Source organism: Tropicimonas sp. IMCC34011 (assembly GCF_003390865.1).
GTDB lineage: Bacteria > Pseudomonadota > Alphaproteobacteria > Rhodobacterales > Rhodobacteraceae > Tropicimonas_B.
Map to the genome: position 1 here is coordinate 201,602 of NZ_QMEJ01000006.1, position 20,345 is coordinate 221,946.

The 20,345-nt window shown below is 68.6% G+C and carries 19 protein-coding genes; 15 read left to right on the forward strand and 4 right to left on the reverse strand.

Translation table 11 applies throughout. The features are described from left to right. Positions 1-10: 10 nt before the first annotated feature. From DQG15_RS17570 to DQG15_RS17600, 7 genes are read left to right on the forward strand one after another with little or no spacing between them, the layout of a single operon-like run. Positions 11-1,351, forward strand: a complete 1,341-nt coding sequence (locus DQG15_RS17570; protein WP_116087606.1) for an aromatic ring-hydroxylating dioxygenase subunit alpha — start codon at positions 11-13, stop codon at positions 1,349-1,351. Further along, complete coding sequence (locus tag DQG15_RS17575) at positions 1,348-1,830, forward strand: aromatic-ring-hydroxylating dioxygenase subunit beta (RefSeq protein ID WP_116087608.1); 483 nt, start codon at positions 1,348-1,350, stop codon at positions 1,828-1,830. Before DQG15_RS17570 ends, DQG15_RS17575 begins: the two co-directional genes overlap by 4 nt. Next, the gene (locus DQG15_RS17580; protein WP_116087610.1) at positions 1,827-3,461 is read left to right on the forward strand and encodes an AMP-binding protein; all 1,635 of its coding nucleotides are present in this window, start codon (positions 1,827-1,829) and stop codon (positions 3,459-3,461) included. The genes DQG15_RS17575 and DQG15_RS17580 overlap by 4 nt, the downstream gene beginning before the upstream one ends. Further along, complete coding sequence (locus DQG15_RS17585) at positions 3,458-4,630, forward strand: thiolase family protein (protein ID WP_116087611.1); 1,173 nt, start codon at positions 3,458-3,460, stop codon at positions 4,628-4,630. The genes DQG15_RS17580 and DQG15_RS17585 overlap by 4 nt, the downstream gene beginning before the upstream one ends. After that, positions 4,627-5,874 (forward strand): SDR family oxidoreductase, encoded by a 1,248-nt coding sequence (locus DQG15_RS17590; protein ID WP_116087613.1) that lies wholly within the window; start codon positions 4,627-4,629, stop codon positions 5,872-5,874. Before DQG15_RS17585 ends, DQG15_RS17590 begins: the two co-directional genes overlap by 4 nt. Further along, positions 5,871-6,653 carry a cyclase family protein gene (locus DQG15_RS17595; RefSeq protein WP_116087616.1) on the forward strand — a complete coding sequence of 261 codons (783 nt, stop codon included), beginning with the start codon at positions 5,871-5,873 and terminating at the stop codon, positions 6,651-6,653. The genes DQG15_RS17590 and DQG15_RS17595 overlap by 4 nt, the downstream gene beginning before the upstream one ends. After that, complete coding sequence (locus DQG15_RS17600) at positions 6,650-7,375, forward strand: SDR family NAD(P)-dependent oxidoreductase (RefSeq protein ID WP_116087618.1); 726 nt, start codon at positions 6,650-6,652, stop codon at positions 7,373-7,375. Before DQG15_RS17595 ends, DQG15_RS17600 begins: the two co-directional genes overlap by 4 nt. A 4-nt stretch (positions 7,376-7,379) precedes the next feature. Here DQG15_RS17600 and DQG15_RS17605 read toward each other — a convergent pair whose 3' ends face one another. The 4 genes from DQG15_RS17605 to DQG15_RS17620 all read right to left on the reverse strand — a co-directional run bounded on the left by DQG15_RS17605 (position 7,380) and on the right by DQG15_RS17620 (position 12,675). Beyond that, positions 7,380-7,961 carry a hypothetical protein gene (locus tag DQG15_RS17605; RefSeq protein ID WP_116087621.1) on the reverse strand — a complete coding sequence of 194 codons (582 nt, stop codon included), beginning with the start codon at positions 7,959-7,961 and terminating at the stop codon, positions 7,380-7,382. Between the two features lie 227 nt (positions 7,962-8,188). Then, positions 8,189-10,171: a tyramine oxidase gene (locus tag DQG15_RS17610; RefSeq protein WP_198665188.1), complete on the reverse strand. Its 1,983-nt coding sequence runs from the start codon at positions 10,169-10,171 to the stop codon at positions 8,189-8,191. Positions 10,172-10,194: 23 nt separating this feature from the next. Further along, complete coding sequence (locus DQG15_RS17615; protein ID WP_116087623.1) at positions 10,195-11,601, reverse strand: aldehyde dehydrogenase family protein; 1,407 nt, start codon at positions 11,599-11,601, stop codon at positions 10,195-10,197. 108 nt (positions 11,602-11,709) lie between these two features. After that, positions 11,710-12,675 (reverse strand): helix-turn-helix domain-containing protein, encoded by a 966-nt coding sequence (locus DQG15_RS17620; RefSeq protein ID WP_198665189.1) that lies wholly within the window; start codon positions 12,673-12,675, stop codon positions 11,710-11,712. Between the two features lie 239 nt (positions 12,676-12,914). Between DQG15_RS17620 and DQG15_RS17625 the strand changes: the two genes are divergently transcribed. The 8 genes from DQG15_RS17625 to DQG15_RS17660 all read left to right on the forward strand — a co-directional run bounded on the left by DQG15_RS17625 (position 12,915) and on the right by DQG15_RS17660 (position 20,343). Further along, positions 12,915-13,412: an acyl-CoA thioesterase gene (locus DQG15_RS17625; protein ID WP_116087729.1), complete on the forward strand. Its 498-nt coding sequence runs from the start codon at positions 12,915-12,917 to the stop codon at positions 13,410-13,412. A gap of 57 nt (positions 13,413-13,469) precedes the next feature. Further along, positions 13,470-14,417: an ABC transporter permease gene (locus tag DQG15_RS17630; protein ID WP_116087625.1), complete on the forward strand. Its 948-nt coding sequence runs from the start codon at positions 13,470-13,472 to the stop codon at positions 14,415-14,417. Further along, a complete protein-coding gene (locus tag DQG15_RS17635; RefSeq protein ID WP_116087627.1) occupies positions 14,414-15,235 on the forward strand; it encodes an ABC transporter permease in 822 nt (273 codons plus the stop codon). The genes DQG15_RS17630 and DQG15_RS17635 overlap by 4 nt, the downstream gene beginning before the upstream one ends. Continuing rightward, positions 15,232-16,827 carry an ABC transporter ATP-binding protein gene (locus DQG15_RS17640; RefSeq protein ID WP_116087629.1) on the forward strand — a complete coding sequence of 532 codons (1,596 nt, stop codon included), beginning with the start codon at positions 15,232-15,234 and terminating at the stop codon, positions 16,825-16,827. The genes DQG15_RS17635 and DQG15_RS17640 overlap by 4 nt, the downstream gene beginning before the upstream one ends. Before the next feature lie 111 nt (positions 16,828-16,938). Next, positions 16,939-17,367 (forward strand): putative signal transducing protein, encoded by a 429-nt coding sequence (locus DQG15_RS17645; RefSeq protein WP_116087632.1) that lies wholly within the window; start codon positions 16,939-16,941, stop codon positions 17,365-17,367. Positions 17,368-17,439: 72 nt separating this feature from the next. Then, on the forward strand, positions 17,440-17,757 hold the full coding sequence (locus DQG15_RS17650) for a hypothetical protein (protein WP_116087634.1): 318 nt from the start codon (positions 17,440-17,442) through the stop codon (positions 17,755-17,757). After that, positions 17,754-18,770 carry a P1 family peptidase gene (locus DQG15_RS17655; protein ID WP_116087636.1) on the forward strand — a complete coding sequence of 339 codons (1,017 nt, stop codon included), beginning with the start codon at positions 17,754-17,756 and terminating at the stop codon, positions 18,768-18,770. The genes DQG15_RS17650 and DQG15_RS17655 overlap by 4 nt, the downstream gene beginning before the upstream one ends. Before the next feature lie 94 nt (positions 18,771-18,864). Then, a complete protein-coding gene (locus DQG15_RS17660) occupies positions 18,865-20,343 on the forward strand; it encodes an NAD-dependent succinate-semialdehyde dehydrogenase (protein WP_116087638.1) in 1,479 nt (492 codons plus the stop codon). Positions 20,344-20,345 lie beyond the last annotated feature (2 nt).

A 20,345-nucleotide genomic window follows, 5' to 3' on the forward strand; every position in this document is an offset into this window, starting at 1 on the left:
GGACCGCACGATGACACGCTACACCAGCCGCAGCGCCGTCGAAGGGCTCGTCACGCCCTATCAGGTGCACAGGGACGTCTACATCGATCCCGAAGTTTTCCGCCTCGAGATGGATCATCTCTTCGCGAATACCTGGGTCTGGGTCGGCCATGACAGCCAGGTGCCGAACAAGGGCGATTACTACACCACCCAGATCGGCGATCAGCCGGTCATCATGGTGCGCCACTCGGATGGCGAGGTGAAGGTTCTGTACAACCGGTGCCCCCACAAGGGCACCAAGATCGCCATCGACCGGCAGGGAAACACCGGCAAGTTCTTCCGCTGCCCCTACCATGCCTGGTCCTTCAAGACAGATGGCTGCCTTCTCGCGATCCCGCTGAAGAAGGGATACAACGGGACCGGTCTCGATCAGACCGAAAGCGCGAAGGGCATGAAGGCGGTCGGCGCCGTTCACACCTATCGCGGCTTCGTCTTCGCGCGGCTCGCCGAGGAGGGGATCTCGTTCGAGGAGTACTTCGGCGACAGCCTCTCCTCCTTCGACAACATGGTGGACCGCTCCCCCGCCGGGCGCCTCAAAGTCGCCGGGCAGCCCCTGCGCTACATGCATCGCTGCAATTGGAAGATGCTGGTCGAGAACCAGACGGATACCTGCCATCCGATGGTTGCGCACGAAAGCTCGGCCGGGACCGCGGTGCAGATCTGGGAAGAGATGGACATGCCGGAGGGCACGCCCAAGCCCCCCGCGATGCAGATCATCGCTCCCTTCATGAGCCCCTATGAATTCTTCGAGGAGATGGGCATCCGCACCTGGCCGAACGGCCATGGCCATACCGGCGTGCACCATTCCATCCATTCGGACTACTCGGAGATCCCGGGCTATTTCGAGCAGATGACTGAGGCCTACGGGGAGGAGCGTGCGAAGGAGATCCTCGGCGAGAACCGGCACAACACGGTCTACTTCCCCAACATCATGATCAAGGGGCCGATCCAGCAGCTGCGGAACTTCATCCCCCTCGGCCCGGACAAAACGCTGGTCGAGAGCTGGATCTTCCGCCTCGTCGATGCCCCGGACGAGCTGGTGGCGCGCACGGCGATGTACAACCGCATGATCAATGCGCCGACCTCCATCGTCGGCCACGACGATCTGGAGATGTACGAGCGCGCACAGGAGGGTCTCGCCGCCGACGGGCTCGAATGGGTGAACATCCAGCGCCTCTTCGAGGAAGGGGAGAACTTCGAGGAGGAAGCGGTCGAGAACGGCACCACCGAGCGGCAGATGCGAAACCAGTTCCACGCCTGGGTGAAGTTCATGACGGCCAGCATGCCCGAAGCCCTGGAGGCCGCGGAATGAGCAATCTCACGAAGGACGATCTGATCGACTTTCTCTACGAGGAGGTCCGGATGCTGGACGAGAGCCGGTTCGACGAGTGGCTCAAGCTCTGGTGCAAGGACGGGATCTACTGGATGCCGCTCGACTACAGGCAGGAGGATCCGATCCACGAAACTTCCCTGATGTACGAAGATCAGTTCATGCTCCGCCTCCGGGTCGACCGGCTGAACGGCGCCCGCACCTTCAGCCAGAAGCCCAAGAGCCGCTGCCATCACGTGATCCAGCGCCCCTTCGTGGACGAGATGGATCACGAGGCCGGGCGGTACGTCACCAAGACGCAGATGCACTACGTCGAGACGCGGATGGACGAGCAGTTCATGCTGGCCTGTACCGCACAGCACCATCTCGTTCTGGAAGACGGCGCGCTCAGGATCGAGCGCAAGCGGGTCGATCTTCTGAATTGCGATGCGCCCTTCGGCAATATCCAGCTCCTGCCATGAGGCCGGTCGAGGGGAAGAGCGTCTCGGCGGCTTTTTCGGCGGCGGCGGAGCGGTGGGCGGAGCGGCCTGTCCTGCAGGTTCTGCCGGAGACGGCCGGGATCTACGGGATCGCGCCGGGGGAGATGACGTATCGCGCCGCGGCGGAGCGGGTGGAGGACTTACGCGCGGCGTTCGAGGCGGCGGGGTATCGGGCCGGGCAGCGGGTGATGCTGCTTCTCGAGAACCGCCCGGACTTCTTCCTCTACTGGCTGGCGCTGAACGCGCTGGGGCTCTCCGTGGTGCCGGTGAACCCCGATCTGCGCGCGGCGGAGCTCGAATACATGGCCGCCCATGCGGAGCCGGCGCTCGCCATCGCGGTCCCCTCCCGCGCGGACGAGCTGCGGGCGGCGGGCGAGGCTGCGGGTGTGCCATTCGGCGTGGCCTCCCCGGGAGAGCCGCTGCCGGCGCCGCGCGGGACGCCTGTCTTCGACGCGGGCGGTGCGCTCGAGGATCGCGAGGCGGCGATGCTCTATACCTCGGGCACCACGGGCCGGCCCAAGGGCTGCGTCCTGCCCAACACGTACTTCCTCGAGGCCGGCCGGTGGTATGCCGGGGCCGGCGGGGTCTGCGCTTTGCGGGACGAGGTGGACGGGGCGGGCGAGCGGATGCTGACGCCGCTGCCGATCTTCCACATGAACGCGATGGCCTATTCCTTCATGGCGATGATGGCTGTCGGTGGCTGCCTGATCGCGCTCGACCGGTTCCACCCCCGGAGCTGGTGGGCCTCGGTGCGCGAGAGCGAGGCCACCTGCCTGCATTATCTCGGCGTCATGCCGTCCATGCTGATGGGCGCGCCGGAGGGGCCAGGGGACCGGGACCACAAGGTGCGCTTCGGCTTCGGCGCGGGCGTCGATCCCAAGCTGCACGCCCCGTTCGAAGCCCGCTTCGGCTTTCCGCTGATGGAAGCCTGGGCGATGACGGAAACGGGAGCGGGCGCCGTGATCGCGGCCAACCGGGAGCCTCGCCGGGTGGGGGAGGCCTGTTTCGGGCGCCCCGGCCCGGATCTCGAGGTGCTGATCGCGGGCGAGGACGGAGCGCCGGTCGATCCCGGCGCGCCGGGGGAGCTGCTGGTGCGGCGCGCGGGCGCCGATCCCCGCCACGGCTTCTTCACCTGCTACTGGAAGAACCCCGGGGAGACCGCCTCGGTCTGGGAGGGCGGCTGGTTCCACACCGGGGACATCGTCCGCCAGGAGCCGTCGGGGGACATGGTCTTCGTCGACCGCAAGAAGAACGTCATCCGCCGCTCGGGCGAGAACATCGCCGCCGTGGAGGTGGAATCGGTGCTGATGCGGCACCCCGGCATCGACGCCGTCGGCGTGGCCGCCGTGCCGGACGAGGTGAGGGGCGACGAGGTCTTCGCCTGCATCGTGGCGGCGGGCGGATCCGGGGCGCGGGCGGAGGAGATCGTCGCCTGGGCGCTGGAGCGGATCGCCTATTACAAGGTGCCGGGCTACATCGCCTTCGTGGAGGAGCTGCCCCTGACCGCGACCAACAAGATCCAGCGGGCGGCGCTGAAATCCCTCGCCGCGGAGCTGCTCGCCGATCCCGCCACCGCCGATACCCGCGCCCTGAAGAAGCGGCAGACGGCATGAGCCGGCGCCGGCCCTATGACGGCGTCGTTCTCGCCGCGCCCTGCAGCGTTCCGTACGTCCGCTACTCGACCGAGACGGCGCATCATTGGCTCGCCCGCGCCCTGAAGGGGACGCTGGACGCCGGGGGCCTCGCCAAGGAGGAGATCGACGGCTTCTCGGTCGCCTCCTTCACGTTGTTTCCGGACACCCCCGTCGGCCTCACCCAGCATTTCGGGCTGACCCCGCGCTGGCTCGACAGCATCCCGATGGGCGGGGCGAGCGGCGTGGTGGCGCTGCGCCGGGCGGCGCGGGCGGTCCAAGCGGGCGACGCCGATATCGTCGCCTGCATCGCGGGGGACACCAACCAGATCGACAGCTTCCGCAAGCTGTTGTCCAGCTTCTCCCGCTTCGCGATGGATGCGGCCTATCCCTATGGCTACGGCGGGCCGAACGCGATGTTCGCGCTGCTGACGGACCGCTACATGCAGGAGTACGGCGCGACCCGCGAGGATTTCGGGCGGATCTGCGTGGCGCAGCGGCAGAACGCCCTGCGCTACCCGCAGGCGATCATGCGAAAGCCGCTGAGCCTCGAGGCGTATCTCGCCGCGCGCCCCATCGCCGATCCGATCGCGCTCTTCGACTGCGTGATGCCCTGCGCCGGAGCGGAGGGGCTTCTGGTGATGCGGCAGGAGGAGGCGGAGCGCCGGGGGCTGCCCCATGCGCATCTCGCCGCCACCATCGAGCGGCACAACGCATTCCCCGATGATCCGATGCAGCTCCGCGGGGGCTGGGCGATGGATGCGCCCGAGCTCTGGGAGATGGCCGGCGCGGGGCCCGAGGACATGGATCTCGTCCAGACCTACGACGACTACCCGGTGATCTCGATGATGCAATTCGAGGATCTCGGCTTCTGCGCCAAGGGCGCGGCGCCGGCCTTCCTGCGCGGGCGGGACCTGACCGTGACCGGCGATCTGCCGCACAACACCTCCGGCGGGCAGCTCTCGGCAGGGCAGGCGGGCGCGGCAGGGGGCTTCATCGGCCTCGTCGAGGCGCTCCGGCAGGTGACGGGGCAGGCGGGGCCGACGCAGGTTCCGGGCGCCCGGCGCGCCCTCGTCTCGGGCTTCGGGATGATCAACTACGACCGCGGCCTGTGCTCCGGCGCGGCGGTTCTGGATGGAGGCGCGGCATGAGCGATCCCCTCTCGCGCCCTTCGAAGACGAACCCGCAGACGCCGCTCCGCGTCCCCGCCCTGCCGCCAGAGGCGCGCAGCCGCGCCGCGATGGGCCTGACCGCCGCGGCCGCCGAGGGGCGCTTCGCGCTCCAGCACTGCGCGGAATGCGGCAGGGTGCAGTACCCGCCGCGCGATGCCTGCCATGCCTGCCTCTCGGTGGACCTGCCCTGGAGGGACACCGATCCTGTGGGCACGCTTCTGGCCGATACCGTCGTGCGCGCCTCGCCCAATCTCTACTTCCGCGACCGGGTGCCGTGGCGGACGGGGACGGTGCGGCTCGATGCCGGGCCCTCGATCGTCGTGCATGTCCATGGCGATTGCGAGCGGGGCGCGCGGGTGCGGCTGACAAGCCGGCTCGACCGGGCCGGGCAAGGCGTCCTGATGGCGCTGCCGATGGAGGAGACCCCGAACATGGCCGACGACCCCCAGCTCCGCGAGCTGACGGCGGACCCGAAGCACCGGCGCATTCTCATCACCGATGCCCGTCAGGACACCGCGCCCGCGCTTGCCCGCGCGCTCCTCGCCGCCGGCGCGGCGGAGATCATGGTGGGCGAGGCGGAAGGCTGGCGGCCCTGGCCGGGGCGGGAGCGGCTCGCGGCGATGGAGGGCGTGACGCTCCTGCCGCTCGACGTGACCGACACCGCCTCGGTGGAGACCCTGGCCGGCGAGATCGGCGGCAAGACGGACATCCTGATCAACAATGCCCGGTTCGTGCGGCCGGGCGGGCTCCTCGGCGGCGATCCCGGCTTCGCGCGGCAGGAGATGGAGGTCGCCTATTTCGGGCTGATGCGGCTTGCGCAGGCCTTCGGGCCCGCGATGCGCGCACGGGGGAGCGACGGGGTCCGCAGCGCCGTCGCCTGGGTCAACATCCTGTCGGCGCACGCCCTCTCGAGCGACCCCGCCTACGGCACCTTTTCCGCCGCGAATGCCGCGGCGCTGTCGCTGTCGCAAACCCTCCGAGCGGACCTTCGGCCGGGCGGGCTCAGGGTCCTCAACGTCTTCGCCGGTCCCACCGAGGACGACTGGCACCAGGCGGTTCCGCCACCCAAGGTCACCGGCGGCGCCATTGCCCGCTCGGTGGTCGAGGGCTTGCAGGACGGTCTCGAGGAGGTCTGGTGCGGCGACGTCGCCCGCGACCTGCGCGACCGCTGGAGGCAGAACCCAAAGGTCCTCGAACGAGAACTGACAGGAGGCGCAACATGAGCGTGCTTGCGGACCTGGCGCTTGCCCTCTCCGGCGGCGATGTCGAGGTGGTGGACCTGACCCACACCCTCGATCCCGACTTTCCGGTCATCGTGTTGCCACCAGAATTCGGCCAATGCGCGCGGTTCCGGATGGAGGAGATCTCCGCCTACGATCACCGCGGGCCGTCGTGGAAATGGCACGACATCTCCATGTCCGAGCATACCGGCACTCATTTCGATGCGCCGTCCCACTGGATTTCCGGCCGCAACGTCCCCCACGGCAGCGTGGACGAGATCCCGCCCTCCGCCTTCGTCGGGCCGGTCTGCGTGATCGACTGCTCGGAGGGGGCGGCAGGTGACGAGGACTACGAACTGACCCCCGATGTGATCGAGGCGTGGGAGGCCCGGCACGGCCGCATCCCCGAAGATGCCTGGGTCCTGATGCGTACCGACTGGTCCAAGCGCACGGGCGCGGCCTACATCAACCTGCGCGAGGACGGCGCCCATTCGCCGGGGCCGACCCCCGCCGCGATCCGCCTTCTCGTCGAGGAGCGGAACATCCGCGGCTTCGGCACCGAGACGGTGGGCACCGATGCCGGGCAGGGGAGCCATTACGATCCGCCGTTTCCGGCGCATCACACGCTCCACGGTGCCGGCAAGTACGGTCTGCAGTGCCTCAAGGGGCTGGACCGTCTGCCGCCGACCGGCGCGGTCCTCATGGCCGCACCTCTCAAGATCAGGAACGGCACCGGCAGCCCCCTGAGGGTGCTGGCGCTCATCGAGAAGGACAGCGCATGACCGGGTACACGGCCGTCATCACGGGCGGAAACAAGGGGATCGGCGCCGATCTCGCGAAGCGGCTCCTGAAAGAGGGCTACAAGGTGATCTCCGTCGCACGCAATGCGCCGGAGACGGAGATGGAGGGGCTCGAGCATGTCGAATGCGACCTTCTCGATCCCGAGGCGGTGGAGCGCGCGGCGGCGGACATCGCGGCGCGGCACGAGGTCACGCATCTCGTCCACAATGCCGGCGTCATCTGGCCGAACCTCGTCGAGGAGGCGAAGCCGTCCGACATCACCGGCCTTGCGCAGCTGCATCTCGGCTCCGCGCTCACGCTCGTACAGGCCTTCCTGCCGGCGATGAAGGCGCGGGGCTTCGGGCGGGTGATGTTCAACTCCTCCCGCGCGGCGCTCGGGGCCGCGACGCGGACGGCCTATGGCGCGAGCAAGGCCGGCATGATCGGCATGGCGCGGACATGGGCTCTCGAACTGGCGCCGTACGGGATCACGGTGAACGTGGTCGCACCGGGACCGATCCTGACGGACAACTTCTGGGGTATCGTCGAGAAGGGCAGCCAGCAGGAGGACGATCTGGCCCGCCGCATCCCGGTGGGGCGCCTCGGAACCGTGGACGACGTGACCCGCGCGTTCCTCTTCTTCTGCGATCCGCTGAACGGCTTCGTGACGGGGCAGACGCTCTATGTCTGCGGCGGCGCGAGCGTGGGCAGCGTGCCGATCTGACGGGTCAGGCCCCCGGTTCCGGCTCCCGCCCTTGCGCTGCGAGGGCGAGGACATGGAGCCCGCTTTGCCCGCCTGAGCGCGCGATGAGGACGTGGCGGGTGGCGAAGAGGGCGAGGATCGGCAGGCCGGTCTCGACGAAGCGCGTCGCCTCGGCCGTGAAGGTCCAGACAATCCCGGCGAGGCTGACGGCGAGCAGGATCAACGACCGGCGACGGGCGTCCGGCCCGGGGACGCCGACGAAGCCGCCGCCCTCACGCAATGTCAGGACAAGGCCCGTCGCGAAGATCGCGACGAGGACCAGAGATTGCGACTGCGCAACGAGGCTGTCCGCCAGAGCGTCCCGGCCGAGAAGCAGCATCCCTTCGGCAAGAGGCGTGATCACGATAAGGTAGAGGTTGATCCCAAGGACGATCGGGTGCGGCCGGAGCCGGCGCGACAGGTAGGCGGCCGAGACGATTGCCGCGAGCAGGGCGCCGCACCACCCGGCGATCCGAAGGTCCCCGGTCTGCCGCAGCAGTGCGAAAAACGCTAGGGACGGGGCGTTTTCGAAGAGCGGTCGCAGGCGCCCGTGCCACGGCTCCGGCATGTCGAGGGTCCCTTTGCATCGGACTCACTTAGAAGACGTGGACGGGGCGGATGCTGTCAAGGGCGGGTGCGCGGAGTCCGTGCGGCCCGGCGCGCCCCTCTTTCGGTCCGGGACCGCCTCCGGCGGGGGTATTTCTAGAAAGATGAAGGAGGCGCGCCGGTCCCAGGAATGGCAAAGGGCGCGCGGGTGTTTCCCGCGCGCCCTCGCTCACCGGTCTGCCTCTTCCGTCAGTCCCTGCGGGTGTTGATCGCGGGGTTCAGCGAGAAGAAGTTGTTCGGGATGATGTGGACCTGCTTCCATTCGGTCGACATCACCGGCCAGTCCTCCAGCCGCGGGATGTGGTGGAAGCCTGCGGTGAACCACGTCACCACGTCCTCGCCCGCGAGCGGCTTGTCCTCCTTCACCCACTCGGCCAGCGTGTCGGAGCCGTCGCTCTGCAGGGCGAACTTGCCGCCGGCATAGCGCTGCTCGGGATCGTAGACCGTGTTCCAGACCGAGTACTCGATGTAGGCGTTGCGCTTCATCGGGGGATCGTTCTCGAAGTCGTACGGCCCGTAGGCGATGCTGCCGTGGTGGATCATGTAGGACGGGATATGCCCCAGCGGTCCCTCGCGATCGGTGTTGTAGATCGTGAAGTACCGCTTGTTCATGGCGCTGATGCGATAGCGCGCTTCCATTTCCGAGGCCGGAACCGACTTCTGCACTTCCCACATCGAGCGACGCGGGCTGTCCGCGGAAATCTCCGCCGGCACGATGTCCAGCGTGGCGAATTCGTTCACCGGCTGGTCGATGTCGAAATCTAGGCGGAAGTTGAAGTAGTGGTCATGGTTGGAGGCCACGAGGTTCGGAGCGATGAGGGTGCCCCATTCGGTATCCTCGGCAGCGGTCTCGTCGTCCAGGTGCTCCGTGGCAACGCCTTTGACCGCGTCGAGGCCGGTGGCGCCGATCATGATCCGCATCTGGCCGTTCTGCTCGAACCGGTAGTCGATCAGGTAGTCGTAGTTCCCGACCTCGGAGGCGGTGCGATAGACGAGCTCGGTGGCCGGGCGCCCCTCGGCGGGGACCGGGTGGTCCGGTGTCTGGGCGAAGACCTCGTAATGCCGCCAGGCGGGATCGCCGATGTTGCGCTCGAAGATGCAGATCGCGTCCGGGATCTCCAGCGGGTTGCCCATGTCGTCGGCGATGAGCGCCGGCATGTAGGTGGCGTATTCGGGACAATCGACGCCCGGCGTCAGCGGCGTGAGGAAGAGGCCGAAGCCGTATTCGCCGCTGTCCATGTAGGTCCGCCAGTACATCCCGGACGTGGGGTCCATGTAGGGCACGAAGACCTCGGAGAGATGCGCCTGGTAGAGCACGGAGCGCCATTCGTCGCCGTCGCGCACCTCGATCTGCGACAGGACCGGGCCGGGGCGCTTGTCGATGCGGTGACGGAAGCGCCACATGTCCCACTCGACCTGACTGCCGTCCATGGTGAAGTTGGGCCCGCCCTCCTGGGAGAGCTTGGCGGGATTGCCGGCCGGGCGCAGCTCCATGCGCTCGGCGATCTCCTCTTCGGTGTACCCCCAGGGATCCTCCGGGATCGGCACGTTGCCCTCGTCGACCACGCGGATCGCTTCGCCGGTGTTCAGGTCGACCACGGCGAAGAGGCCTTCCACGGGCTTGGCGTAGAAGTTGGAGCCCTCGGGGTTGAGGTAGCACGGCACCTTCATCAGGCGGTTGCCGTCTTCCTCGCCGGTGAAGAAGTTGCCGGCGGTGAGCGGCAGGCAGAAGACATCCTCGGGCGTCAGGCCGCGGGACTCGAGGCCGGTCACCATGTCCGGATGCGAGAGCGCGCCTTCCATCGCCGAGACGAATTCCTGGAACAGGATCATCGGCTGTCCGGTGACGGGCTCGGTGTTTTCCACCTCGCCGGTGGTGAGGTTCACGGTCGCCTCGACGAACCCGTCGCCGTCCGGGGCGCTCATGTGGACCATCGCGCGGCGGGCGAGGTCGTCGCCCTCTTCCCAATCGAGGACGGCCGATTTCTCCGGCTCGATCAGTTCGATCAGCGGATAGAGCGTCTCGTCCGTGGCGATCTCGGCATCGCGGAGGATCTCGCCTATCCGCCCGTATTCCTCGCCCGACAGGCCGTCGAGCGGGTGCGCGATGGCGCCGGTCGCGCCGATCAGCAGCGTCGCCGCGCTGCCGGCAAGAAGTGATCTCAGTCTCATTGCGGTCTCCCTGTTATAGCCGTTCAGCTGAACAGCACTTGAATGTTGGTGTATTCCTCGAGTCCCTCCTCGCCGAACTCGACGCCGATGCCGGAGGCCTTCACGCCGCCGAAGGGGGCGTTCGGCTGGACCATGCCATGCTTGTTGATCCAGACGGATCCGCATTCGAGGCGCTGGCCGACCTTGCGGGCCGCCTCGATGTCGCTCGACCAGACGGAGCCGCCGAGGCCGGCGGGATTGGCGTTGGCCATCGCGATCGCGTCCTCCACGTCGCTGTACTTGATGATGGGCAGGGCGGGGCCGAACTGCTCCTCGTCCACGAGGGAATCGCCGTTCTGCAGCCCGGCGATGAGGGTGGGCGGAAAGAACAGGCCCTCTCCGGGCGCGCCGCCGAGCAGCACGTCTCCCTTTTCGCTGGCCTCTGCGACGAGGCGGGAGAGCTTCTCGTGCTGCATCCGGTTCTGGACCGGACCGAGGATGGAGCCCTCGTCCATCCCGTCCCCCACCGGGATCGTCTTCGCGAATTCCACGAGGGCCGCGCAGACCTCGTCGTGGATGCTCTCGTGCACGTAGAGGCGCTTCATCGCGGCGCAGGTCTGGCCGTTGTTGATGAAGCCGCCCCAGAAGAGGCCTTCGGCGATCTGCGCCGGGTCGGCGTCCGGCAGGACAATGCCCGCATCGTTGCCGCCGAGTTCCAGCGTCAGGCGCTTCATCGTTTCCGCGGCGGAGCGCATGACCTTCTGGCCGGTGGCGCAGGAGCCGGTGAAGACGATCTTGGCGATGCCGGGATGGGCGGACATCAGGCCGCCGAGGTTCTCGGCCCCGTCGTCGCCCGTGACGACGTTGACGACGCCGGCGGGCAGCACCTCGTTCATGATCTGCACCAGCCGGAGCGTGGACAGCGGCGTCAGCGGCGAGGGCTTGATGACGACGGTGTTGCCGGTCCGAAGCGCCGGGATGACGTGCCAGATCGCGATCATCAGCGGGAAGTTCCAGGGCGTGATCGAGCCGACGACGCCGACGGGCTTGCGGTGCAGCTCGACGCGGCCCTCGTTGTTGTCCTGAAGCACCTTCATCGGCAGGGAGAGGCCGGCAGTGTAGCCCGCCCAGGCCTGCGCGCCGCCGACTTCCCAGCGCGAGCCGAGGCCGTTGAGCGGCTTGCCCTGCTCGGCCGTGATGATCTGCGCCAGCTCATCGGCATGCTCCGCGATCTTCGCCGTGACCGCTTCGCAGGCTGCCTTCAGCTCGTCATCGGCCGTCTGCGACCATGTCTTGAAGGCCCGCTCGGCGGCGGCCACGGCTGCATCCAGCTCCGCCTTGCCGGCAATCGGCGCACGTCCGGCGACCTCACCCGTGGAGGGGTTCAGCACATCGAAGGTCTCGCCGGTGGCATGGGCCTTCCCGTCGATGGTCAGCTCGAAACTCAGCATTCATGCTCCTCCCAAAGCATCGGGCCCGCCGCGATGCGGGCTCCTCCTGGGGAGCAGTCTAGGGAGGCGACGGGTCTGGTCTTGGACTCCGGCGCCATATGAGATGGCCTAGGGCGACACGGGCGGCCTGACCGCGCCCGGAGAGACGCCGAAGCGTTTGCGGAACGTGCGGTAGAAGTAGGACAGATCGTTGAAGCCTGCCTCAAAGGCGATGGTCGAGACGCTGTCCCCGCGGGAGGCGGGCGCCTCGAGCCGGGCGCGCGCCATGTCGAGCCGGATCGCCATCAGCCGCTCGCTCGCCGTTTCGCCGAGAGCCGAGAAATGGCGTTGCAGCGTGCGGGGGGAGACAGCGAGATCGTCCGCGAGCTCGGCCGGGCCGAAGCCGGCATCGTGACAGCGCCGCTCCATGATCGCCAGCGCGCGGGAGAGCACCGCCTCCTCGCGCTTCTCCGCCATGCCGGTCTGGGTCTCGATGCAGCGGAGGTATGCACCGAGAAGGCTGAGGAGCGCTTCGCCGAGATGCGGGGCCGCCACGCCGTCTTCCATGAAGAGCTTGGCGAGGACCGCCCGCATGGCGAGGAAGAGGGGGTCGTCCCGGTCGATCCCGAGCCCCCCGGTGCAGGCCGGGCCGAAGCGATGCAGCATCTCCTCCCGCGGCAGGTGGAGGGATACCTGCCGGGCGTGCTGACCTGCATAGACGAAATCGGAGGGCTCTGCGGAATCGACGAGGAACATGTCTCCCGGCTCGAGCAGGTGCGACTTGCCCGATTGGTGGATGCGGCAGATCCCCTTGTCCTGCACGATGAGGAAGAGGTGCCCGCCGGGATCGTCGCGGATCATCCGCGCGTCCCGTATCACCCGTTCGGCGTCGCACGAGACCACCGCGGTCTCGAACCGCGACAGGTGCAGGCGGGAGGCCGTCCCGGCGACGAGACCTTGCCCCCGAAGGCTGGGCTCGATGCCGAAATTTCCGCAGATTTCGCGGATCGTGCTGGAGAACTCCTCGACCGGCCGCTGCCGTGCATGCATCGGCGCCGTGTCGACCAGGGGAGCGTGCCGCGTCGCGATGGTCATTGGCCCTGTTCCTCGGAAACGGCCCCGCTCCTGCGCTCGGATCGCGGCCGGCTGGGCCTGAAGCGTAGGGGGCCGCCGGCCATCGGGCAACTCCTTCCCGCGGCCGGGCCGTCTCCCCCGCCCTGGACGCGCGCCGCCACGGACCCCTTGCAGGCGGGACTTTCAAAATGAGCGAGGGGCCTGTAATCGAAGCCGGCCTGTCCGGATCTGTTTCCCGGGCAAAGGTGAAGGGGATCCGGATGACGCGCGACAAGACGCTGGAGATGACGGAGCTGATGACGCCGGACATGGCGAATTTCAGCGGCAAGGTGCATGGCGGTGCGCTTCTAAACCTTCTCGACCGCGTCGCCTTCTCCTGCGCCTCGCGGTACTCGGGCAAGTATGTCGTGACGCTCTCGGTCGATCAGGTGACGTTCAAGGAGCCGATCCTCGTGGGCGAGCTCGTCACCTTCCGCGCCACGGTCAACCATACCGGCCGCAGCTCGATGGAGATCGGCATCCGCGTCGAGGCGGAGAACATCCGGGAAGGCACGCGGCGGCACACCAACTCCTGCTATTTCACCATGGTCGCGGTGAACGAGCTCGGCCGCCCGATCGAGGTGCCCGCGCTGGAGATCGAGACCGAGAACGACGACCGCCGCTGGCGCGCGGCCAATGTCCGCCAGTCCCTGCGCAAGGAATTCGCAGCGAGGATGGAGAAGGCCAAGGCGTCCGGCGGTGAGAGCGAGGGGGCGTGAGACCGCACCCATGCCGGCGGGATGGCCCCGGCCGTGCTCCGGCGCTAGCCTGAGGCCATGCTGCGCTTCGTCGCCTCACGCCTGCTGTCGCTGGTGCTGTCGCTCGTTGCGGCGAGCATCGCCATCTTCCTCGTGATCGAGGTCATTCCCGGCGATCCGGTCTCCTACATGATGGGCATGGGCGCGTCCCCCGAGGCGGCGGCGGCCCTGAGGGCGGAACTGGGCCTCGGCGGCGGGATCGTGGAGCGGTATCTCGGCTGGGCGTCCGGCATGGTCCGGGGCGACTTCGGCATCTCCTATACCTACCGCGTGCCCGTGGCGGAGCTGGTGGCACAGCGCTTGTGGGTGTCCGTCCCGCTGACGCTCTACGCCCTCGCGCTCTCCACATTCGTGGCGCTTCCCGTCGGAATTCTCGCCGCGTCCCGCCGGGGCCGCCCTGCGGACTGGGCGGTGATCGGTGCGACGCAGATCGGCATCGCGGTGCCGAATTTCTGGTTCGCCATGCTCCTCGTCGTCGCCTTCGCGATCCTTGTCCCCCTCTTTCCGGCAGGCGGATTTCCGGGATGGGAGGGCGGTCTATGGCCCGGACTTCGGGCGCTGACCCTCCCGGCCATCGCGCTTGCGCTTCCGCAGGCCTCCATCCTCGCCCGCGTAATGCGCTCCGCGCTCATCGAGACGCTGTCGCAGGATTACATCCGCACCGCCCGCGCCAAGGGCCTGAGCGAGGGGCAGGCGGTGCGTCGCCACGGGGTGCGCAACGCTCTGATCCCCGTTCTCACCATCGTCGGGCTCCAGTTCTCCTTCCTGCTGGCGGGCGCGGTGATCATCGAGAACGTCTTCTACCTTCCCGGCCTCGGGCGGCTGATCTTCCAGGGCATCACCCAGCGGGACCTGATCGTGGTCGAGAGCGTGGTCATGCTGCTCGTCTTCTCCGTCATCCTCGTCACGTTCGCGGTGGACCTCGCCTACGCTCTTGCCGATCCGCGGCTGAGGCGGCGGGCATGAGGGTTCCGGTCCAGCTTGGGGTGGGCGCCGCGCTGACGGCGGTGTTCGCACTGGCCGCGCTCGTCTCCTTCGTCTGGACGCCGCATGACGTGACCCAGATCGCGGTATCGCAAAAGCTGCAGGCGCCGGGCGGGGGGTATCTTTTCGGAACGGATCACCTCGGGCGGGACGTCCTCTCGCTCCTGATGGCGGGCGCCCGGACCTCCATCGCGGTCGCGCTCGTGGCGGTGGGGATCGGAGCCGGGATCGGCGTGCCGCTGGGGCTTCTCGCCGCTGCCGGACGGGGGCGGCTCCTCGACGAGGTGGTGATGCGGGGGAACGACCTGATCTTCGCGTTTCCGTCCCTCGTCATCGCGATCCTGATCACCGCCGTCCTCGGCCCCTCCGCCATCAACGCCATCATCGCCATCGGCATATTCAACATCCCGGTCTTCGCCCGCGTGGCGCGGGGTGGGGCGCTGTCGATCTGGCCGCGGGACTTCATCATGGCCGCGCGGGCGGCAGGCAAGGGCGCGGCGCGCATCTCCGCCGAGCACATCCTGCCCAATATCGCGAACCTCTTGATCGTCCAGGCGACCATCCAGTTCTCCCTCGGCATCCTCGCCGAGGCGGCTTTGTCCTATATCGGCCTCGGGGCGCAGCCGCCGGTTCCCTCCTGGGGGCGGATGCTGGCCGAGGCGCAGACCTACTTCTACGCCGATCCCCGTCTCGCCGTCCTGCCCGGCCTCGCCATCGTCCTCACGGTCCTGGGCCTCAACCTGATGGGGGACGGATTGCGGGACATGCTCGATCCGCGCCTGAGGCGGGACGCGCTATGAGCCTGCTGGAGATCGACGCGTTACACCTCGATATCGGTGCGTCCCGGATCCTGTCCGGCGTGTCGCTGAGGGTGGAGCCGGGCAGGGTGCTGGGGCTGGTGGGCGAGAGCGGATCCGGCAAGTCGCTGACGGCGCTGTCGGTGATGCGGCTCCTGCCCGGAGACGCGCGGTTGGCGGGGTCGGTGCGGCTTGGCGGCGAGGATCTGGTGACAGCATCCGAGCGGCGGCTGAACAGGGTTCGCGGCGCGAAGGTCGGGATGATCTTCCAGGAACCGATGACCGCCCTGAACCCGGTCCAGACCATCGGCCGGCAGGTTGCCGAGACCCTGCGCATCCACGGCGCGGGGCGCGGAGAAGCGCTGGAGCGCGCTGCCGAACGGCTCGCCCGCGTCGGCCTCGATCCGGAGCGCTTTCCCCTCTCGCGCTACCCGCACGAGCTGTCTGGCGGCCAGCGCCAGCGGGTCTGCATCGCCCTTGCCATCGCGCTTCGTCCCGATCTGCTGATCGCGGACGAGCCGACCACCGCCCTCGACGTGACCACGCAGGCGCGCATCCTCGATCTCTTGTACGGCCTCGTGCGGGAAGAGGGGATGGGGTGCCTCTTCATTTCCCACGACCTCGCGGTGATCTCCCGCATTGCGGACGACGTCGCCGTGATGAAGGACGGCCGGATCGTGGAGGCCGGGCCGGTCGCCGATGTCCTGAGCGCGCCGCGCCAGCCCTACACGAAGGCGCTTCTGGAGGCGGCGGGCCATGCGCCGGCCCGCCGGTCCGGCCCGGCGGCGACACGAGAGATCCTGCGCGTCGATCGTGCCGAGCGGCATTACCCCGGCCCGCGCCGCGGGCTTTTCGGGCGCGGTGCGCCGGTGAGTGCGGTGGACGGGGTTTCGTTCTCGCTGGCAGAGGGGGAGACGCTGGGGCTCGTCGGCGAATCCGGCTGCGGCAAGTCGACCCTCGCCCGCACGATCCTCGGCCTCGAGCCACTGGACGCCGGACGGATCGAGCTCTTCGGGCAGGCGATGGGCCCGTCCTTCCCGGGCGCTCTCAGGGCCGGGGCTCAGATCGTGTTCCAGGATCCGTTCGCCAGCTTCGACCCCCGCTGGCGCGTGCACCGGCTGGTCTCCGAGCCGTTCCACCTCGTGCCGGATGCCCCGACGGGGGAGGCGCGGATGGAGCGGGTGCGAGAGGTGCTGACCCGTGTCGGCCTGTCGCCGCAGGATGCCGGGCGGTATCCGCACGAATTCTCCGGTGGCCAGCGGCAACGTATCGCCATCGCCCGTGCCATCGTGACGAGGCCCCGGCTCGTGGTGCTGGACGAGGCCGTGTCCGCCCTCGATGTGCGCGTCCGCGCGCAGATCCTGGACCTTCTGGCGCGGCTGCAAGGCGAGCTCGGCCTCGCCTATCTCTTCATCGGGCACGACCTGTCCGTCGTCCGTGCGATCTCCGACCGGGTCGTTGTGATGAAATCGGGCCGGATCGTGGAGGAAGGTCCGGCGGAGCGCGTCTTCGGCGATCCGCAGCATCCCTACACGCAGGAGCTGCTCGCCGCCGCACCGGCACTTGGAGACGGGGCGCGGCTGCGCCGCCCGTAGCGCGCGGGTTCCCTCTGCTGGGAGAGCGGGGCGTGCGGTCTATATCTGCCTTTCAGGATGCTGCGGGACGGACCGTTCCCGGTGGCGCCCCGATTGAGGATAGTCTTCGCAATGTCAGGGTTCACCGGATTTGCGCGCGTCGCCTCCGCCTATGACCCGCTCGAGGTCACGATGGCCGTCGCCCTGCTGGAAGGTGCCGGCTTCACCGTTCTGACCCCCGGCCTGAACCTCCATCAGGTCGTGCCGATGAACGCGATGGCCTTCGGGCCCATCCCGATCCTCGTTCCGGACGCGGAGGCCGAGGCCGCGCGGTCCCTTCTCGAAGCGACCCGGCCCGGCGGAAGCGAGGGGCCGGGGGACGGGGCGGAGGAGGCCGCCGAAATGGATGCGAGCGAGTGCGGCGAGCCCCGCCCGAAGGGGCTCCGGAGCAAGATCGTCGATCTCATCTCCTTCGCGATGTCCGGCCTGTCCTTTCCGAGGGATCGGCTGTCGGTCGACGGCCGCTCGAAACGTCCGCCAGAGACGCCTCCGGGAACGTGACGTCCGTCCGCCCCGGCTCCCCCGCTGCGCGGCCCCCTTGCGCCCGCGTCGTCCCGGTGATCCTTTGAGGCTATGCGACAGGCGGCGGACGTGACGGTTTACATGGGCGAGTTCGACAGCCAGCCGCTTGTCTTCGCGCATCTGGGCGATGCGATGCCCGGCATCGATCCCGGCGAGGTGGACGTGATCTGCAAGGCCGATCCGGGACCGCGCCTGCGCCATGTATTCGAAGTATCCACGGCGGAGGCCATCGAGGATGCGATGGGGCTCTTCACCGCGCTCGTGCTGATCTTTCCCGAGGCGATACGGGGTTCTGTCATTCTTCCGGACGGAACGGCCCGGCTCGTCTGCCTCGGTACCTTCCCCGGCAGCCGGAGGCGCCCCGGATGAACGCAAAGGCGCGGCCCGGGCCGCTCAACCTCATCACGGACGTGAGCGGTCTCTTCGTCGGCAATGCCGGGGACGACGCGCTGAAATCCGGCGTCACGGTCCTCACCGGCGACCAGCCCTTCACCGCGGCGGTCCACGTCATGGGAGGCGCGCCCGGCACGCGGGAGACGGACCTGCTGGCGCCGGACAAGCTGGTCACGGAGGTCGACGCGCTGGTCCTGTCGGGCGGGTCTGCCTTCGGTCTCGATGCGGCGGGCGGCGTCATGGCCGGATTGCGTGCGGCAGGGCGGGGGTTCGCGGTGGCGGGGCAGCACGTGCCCATCGTGCCCGCGGCGATCCTGTTCGACCTCGCGAATGGCGGGGACAAGGACTGGACCCTGAGCCCCTATACCGCCCTTGGCCGCGCTGCCCTCGAGGGGGCGGGGACCAGGTTCGACCTCGGGCGCGAGGGCGCCGGGCTCGGCGCGATGACGGCGACAACGATGGGCGGGCTCGGCTCCGCCTCCCTCGTCCTGCCCTGGGGCGCGACCGTGGGGGCGCTGGTCGCGGTCAACGCGCTGGGCAGCGCCACCGTGGATGGCGGGCGACACTTCTACGCGGCACCCTGGGAAATTGGCGGGGAGTTCGGCGGGCTCGGGCCGGCGGTCCCCTCGGATCCGGCGGCGCGCCCCGCGACAAAGGCGGACGGGGCGGCAGGCGGCGGGCAGGGCGCCTCCACCACGATCGCCATCGTCGCGACGGATGCGAAGCTCACCCAGGCGCAGGCGCAGCGCATGGCCATCGCGGCGCATGACGGCATGGCCCGCGCGCTCGTCCCCTCCCATACACCGCTCGACGGGGATCTGGTCTTCGCCGCGGCGACGGGGATGGTGTCGCTCCCAGATCCCGTCATCGGTGCGCTCGACCTCGGCCACGCCGCCGCGACCTGCCTCGCCCGCGCCATTGCGCGGGGCGTCCATGCCGCACGCCCGCGCCCCGGCGATCCCCTGCCGTGCTGGTCCGATCTGTCCTGACGCGGGGAGCGGACCGGTCCTTCTGCGGCGGCTGGCATTGCGGACGTCCCCTGCTAGGTTGCCTGCCAAGATTTCCCCTGGAGAGGGCCGAAGAATGCTCGACGCTGCAAGCACCCTGAAAAACCGACTGTCCGATGCCGACCTCTTGCGGGAGCAGGCCTTCCTCGCCGGGGAGTGGTCGGACGCCGAGGGCGGCAAGACGTTCGCCGTGACCAACCCCTCGACGGGAGAAACGATCGCCGAGGTCGCCGACCTCTCCCGCGCGGACGTCGCCCGCGCCATCGACGCCGCCCACGCGGCGCAGACGGCATGGGCCGCGCGCACCGCCAAGGATCGCGCCCAGGTGCTGCGCAAGTGGTTCGACCTCATGATGGCGGCGCAGGACGACCTCGCCGCGATCATGACCGCCGAGCAGGGCAAGCCGCTCAAGGAATCGATGGGGGAAATCGCCTACGGCGCGTCCTTCATCGAGTGGTTCGCCGAAGAGGGGCGCCGGATCTACGGCGAGACGATCCCCGGCCACGCGCCCGACAAGCGGATCACCGTGATCCGTCAGCCCATCGGCGTCGCGGCGGCGATCACGCCCTGGAACTTCCCGAACGCGATGATCACCCGGAAGTGCGGGCCCGCGCTCGCGGCGGGATGCGCATTCGTCGTGCGCCCCGCGTCGCAGACGCCGCTCTCGGCTCTGGCCATCGCGGTCCTGGCCGAGCGGGCCGGAATGCCGAAGGGGCTTTTCAGCGTGCTGCCGTCGAACAGCGCGAGCGAGATCGGCAAGGAGTTCTGCGAGAACCCCGCGGTCCGCAAGCTGACCTTCACCGGCTCCACCGAGGTCGGCCGGATCCTGCTGCGGCAGGCGGCGGATCAGGTGATGAAGTGTTCCATGGAGCTTGGCGGCAACGCGCCGTTCCTGGTCTTCGACGACGCCGATCTGGATGCGGCGGTCGAGGGCGCGATCATGTGCAAGTTCCGCAACAACGGCCAGACCTGCGTCTGTGCCAACCGGATCTATGTCCAGGAAGGCGTGCGCGACGCCTTCTCGCAGAAGCTCGCGGCGCGGCTCTCGGAAATGAAGGTCGGCGACGGGTTCGAGGAGGGCACCGATTTCGGCCCGCTGATCGACAGCGCGGCGGTGGACAAGGTCAAGGCGCATATCGCGGATGCCACGTCCAAGGGGGCCGAGATCGTCATGGGCGGCGCGGGCCACGAGAAGGGCGACCTGTTCTTCCAGCCGACGATCCTGTCGGGCGCGACGCAGGACATGGCCTTCGCGACGGAAGAGACCTTCGGGCCCTTGGCGCCGATCTTCAGTTTCAGGACCGAGGAAGAGGCGATCGCCCTCGCCAACGACACGATCTTCGGCCTCGCCGCCTACTTCTATGCTCGCGATTATGCCCGGATCATCCGCGTTCAGGAGGCACTGGAATACGGCATCGTCGGCGTGAATACCGGCGTCATCTCGACCGAGGTCGCCCCGTTCGGCGGCGTGAAGCAATCGGGTCTCGGGCGCGAGGGCAGCCGTCACGGCATCGAGGACTACCTCGAGATGAAATACATCTGCACGAGCCTCTGATT